This is a genomic window from uncultured Gimesia sp. (assembly GCF_937919775.1).
Classification (GTDB): Bacteria; Planctomycetota; Planctomycetia; order Planctomycetales; family Planctomycetaceae; genus Gimesia.
Genome location: NZ_CALFPF010000731.1, coordinates 1 through 4,082 on the forward strand (window position 1 = coordinate 1; position 4,082 = coordinate 4,082).

Genomic DNA, 4,082 nt, shown 5'->3' on the forward strand with positions numbered 1-4,082 from the left:
CGATCAAATGCGCCCCGCCAAGTTATTTCTTCACACAGTGCACGCGCGATCTAGCCTAAAAGGTCAAAACCAACAGTCCTTCACGGCATACCTACCCCAACTCACGTCAGTCCTTTCACCAGATTTTGTTGTCAAAGATCAATTGGTTAAGGGACTTAACGTGCGACACGTCTTTTGTACCCGACGGTTTCAACAGCTTTTCTCTCTCATTATGCCCAATGGCTTTAAGACTTATCCAGAAAACAGTTGACCCACATATCCCATTCCCCTCATAATAAACATTCTGCCCATTATTGTTTAAGACAACTCAAAATAATTGCCCACCATATCAGAGTCCCGAAATGTTTGAGCAAGCAGTATAACCTAAATCCAGCACCCACTATTTCTGGTGACGGGGGGAAAAGTGAATTCTTTTCAGAGTACTTCTAAGAAGTTCGCTTCACATCAGATTTCGGTCCAGAAAAAACATTTCGAGGATCGCTATCTCGAATGTCTTGCTTACGAGCACGGTCAAGTTTACGACTCTTATTTAGCGTGTGAATCAAACCGAAACACGTTTTGGTCAGCGGATCGCTCTGGGGCAATTTCTTACGTCACCGTCGCTGGTCACCTTAAAGTCGGAGGCGGATTGCTTGCTCCTCAAGAAAGTAAGAAGTCATTGCTGGAACAGTTCTTGCGGCTTGTTAAAACTAACCACAAATCGGCGGCTTTCTTTAACGTTACGGATGTGGACTTACCGTTGTTCCAAGAGTTTGGTATGCAGGTGACGAAATGGGGAGAAGATGCCCTGCTAGATCTACGAGACTGGGACTGCCGCGGTAAGAAATTTGAGTGGCTGAGACGCCAAAGAAACTATTGTACTCGGCAAGAGATTCTCTGTTCAGAATGGGAGCACAAACTGTCTTCAGTAGATGAGGTCATGGCGACGCGTGATGAACTCATTCAAATTACTAAAGACTCACTTTCACTGAAGCCACAACGCCAGGAAATGCAATTTTTCCAGGGCAATATCGACCTTGACAACTTAGGACGCAAACGAATTTTCACCGCTAGAAGTGCGAGGGGTATGGGCAGGATTGAAGCCTTTGTTGTAGCCAATCCTTTTCAATCTGGGAAAGGATGGGCGTTTGAGATTTATCGATACCGTCAAGATTCTGTTCGCGGAGCTTTACCTCATCTCAAAGTGGCGGTGATCGAAGCAATCAAAGCAGAAGGAGCGGAGCAGGTCTCGTTGTGTCTGATTCCAGGGTTGAATTGCAGTTCAAGCAGTTCCGCAGAGAAAACGCATTCCAAACGTTTTATCAGTTGGGCTGCTGGAAATTTAAATTCGATTTATGATTGTGCAGGCCTGGCGCACTACAAAACTCGTTTCCGACCACGTCTGGAAAGTCGATATATTTGCACGTTTCCCAAGGTGAGTGCTGCCTCGTTCTTAACAACGGTTCATCTGAGTGGACTGCTGCGGCTAAGTCCGACGAAAGTGACCAAGCGGCTGTTGAACCACGTCATTAGCAAGAAAAGACCTCCAAAACTAACGAAAGAATAAAGAGGCGGATTTCTGTCACCACCACTATTATTTGGTGGCAGGCGATTAATCTTCGTTGTGAAGCATCCATTGTGTCGCCAACTTCAGTAGCCAGGTACCGAGTGGTCGTTTCGCTTTTGAGTATGCTGTTAACCACGTTCCCTCGCAGCCCATGCGTTTTTTCAGTTGGTCAGAGGTCGCGCCAAATAGAACAGTGCGAATTCCAGGAACCAGAGCCTGATCGAGCCCGCGATAGATTAAATTGAAATACAGATCTGCCTCCCTGCTGACTCGATCATCTCTGCCCACAATCATGACTGAGTGCTGATCCCCCGCTGCGACACCGCAACAAAAACCGACAATCTGTTCCCCTTGTCTGATGATGGTAAAACAAGAATCATCGGGGAGTTGTCGCGCCAATTCCTGAAAGAAACTACGCGGGATACATTCAAAGCGTACCTTCGCTCGATGGAACACATTCAGATAAAGCCGATAGACATCCTCAGTGAAAATCTCTGCAACACCGTCCCGTCCACGGAGATGTTCGTAGGTGAGTCCTGATTTTTCAAAACGTTTCAGGCTCGAACGAATACTCTGACGCGTCCCACTTCTTCTAGAAGTCAGATACTCGTCAAAAGAGTCATAGTTACCCGAGAGTTGGTAAACATATTGGCTTCGAATTTTAATATATCCATTACCTGTTAAGCCATTGATTCGCTCTGTGAGTTCGGGCTGAAATTCTTTAAAGGCCGTCAATCGACACCTCGATTCATTAGCAAGAGTTCGTGCCGTATCGCTGAGACTGGCAGTCAGCAGATTCAGATCTGCATCGGGATGAATCGCTAATTGATGGTCGGATGTGGTCAGTGGGAGGCCACCCAGTAAGATACGAATTTTGCCAAAGCCGGAATGAAAACGCCTGCCCCCTAAAATCATCTTTTGTAACATCGATGACTCTGCAACCATATGAGCAAGATCTACGTAGTAACGAGAGAAGCAGGTCGCGGCAACGACTTGATTCCCGGCATCTCGATAGATGGCGTACCAGATTTTGGCTTCAGGAGCGAATGACTTCTCGACAGCTTTTAGAAACTGAGGATTCAAATACAAGTTGTGAGCATAATGACAGACCTCATTCCACTCTCTGTGATCGACCTCATCAATCGTCTCAAATATTTCACAGCGATAACTGGTGCCCATTTGCATTCCCTGAAGGTCTTCCCACTACAATCGAGAGATGGTATTCTTTGATGGCGTTTCTAAATGAATTCTCACCAAAGAAAATCATTCTACCGAGACACTCCGCTTTTATTGAGCGAAAGAATTGCTCAATAAAAGCATTCAAATTAAGGATGTATGATAACAGATTTTGATTACTCTTCTTAATCGGTCAGCTAAATGAATTGACCATGCGGATTACTTCTAAGACATGCAATTCACTCGGCGATAACCTTAGCAGGACGAACGCTACCCAGTATTTTTAGTGCCTCGTGTGCGGAAACATTAAAGACATGGACACCATCGGCAGGGGAAGGATGTAGCCACACTTCATTGATTGCATCCGATGTTGTTAGTCTATAGTGACTTGATTTACTGTCTACGAAAAATTCTATTCGCGAACTGATCCCCGTACAAGACAGCCATATAAACCAATTCCGAGAACAAAACATCGCATAAGTCCTTTCTGCCATGCACCTTGCCGCCCGTCTCTCCTGGTCGTTGTTAATCATTTCATAAAGGAAATACGACTATTTCTGGGGAAGTCCAAGCTGACAAAATAAATATTTAACGCTAAACAAACAGAACATTCTTTCGCTACGGGAAGTGATTGACATAGCTGAATACCAGCTGGAAGACATCAAAAATAACTCGCGGAGAGACGAGGTGCACCCGTGTGGAGACGGTCGGGGTCGCGTGCGCCAAGGAGTGATTATTTGGGAATGAGAGTGGAAGCCTCCGTCAGGCTTAGCAAAGTATGCAAAAGGAGGGACAGGCAAGACAAGGTAACCCGGCATGCCAAGTACGTATTCTTTCAACTGACCGAACCGGGTTGGCCGCTGAAAAATAATTCGCTCGGTAGCGATTCCCGGATTTCAGCAACAGAAGGACAACAAAAGTGGAGAAAAATCAATTCGTTTTAGACACGGGGGACCGCAGTGGTTACAATCAAAGAAAATCCATGCTTGGAATGGTTTCAGGCTGATCCATATGGGAAATCTCGGCTAAAGCATGGTCTCATGAAGTCTTTGGGGGAAATCGAAGCCGCAATCTGCGAAGGCGTCTCACACTTTGAACAGGAATATATGGGGCGGGGTCCTAAAAGTATCCAAGCGCATCTGATTGGAGAATTTCTTGTTGTTCGTCTGCAGGGAGTGCTGACGGCTGCGGAAAAACATCTTGTCGAAACGCTCTCGTCAGAAAAGGGACGCGATCTGTTGAAACAGGTCCGAACACAACTGATTGAAATTGCGCGGCCAAAACTGGAAGCACTGGTATTCTCGGCGACTGGCGAGAAGGTGATCTGTCTGCATCATGACATCAGCGTGATCTCCGGCGA

The 4,082-nt window shown here is 46.1% G+C and carries 3 protein-coding genes; 2 read left to right on the plus strand and 1 reads right to left on the minus strand.

Annotated elements, in window-relative coordinates:
- Nucleotides 1-403: 403 nt before the first annotated feature.
- Entirely contained in the window at nucleotides 404-1,546 is a 1,143-nt protein-coding gene (locus Q0294_RS20615) for a DUF2156 domain-containing protein (RefSeq protein WP_299469216.1), read from the plus strand.
- 45 nt (nucleotides 1,547-1,591) lie between these two features.
- On the opposite strand, the gene Q0294_RS20620 is transcribed toward Q0294_RS20615, so the two are convergent.
- Nucleotides 1,592-2,725: a GNAT family N-acetyltransferase gene (locus Q0294_RS20620; protein ID WP_299469218.1), complete on the minus strand. Its 1,134-nt coding sequence runs from the start codon at nucleotides 2,723-2,725 to the stop codon at nucleotides 1,592-1,594.
- A 1,037-nt stretch (nucleotides 2,726-3,762) separates the two neighbouring features.
- Between Q0294_RS20620 and Q0294_RS20625 the strand changes: the two genes are divergently transcribed.
- Nucleotides 3,763-4,082: DUF2294 domain-containing protein (locus Q0294_RS20625; RefSeq protein WP_299469220.1), on the plus strand; the 320-nt coding region annotated here is incomplete at its 3' end.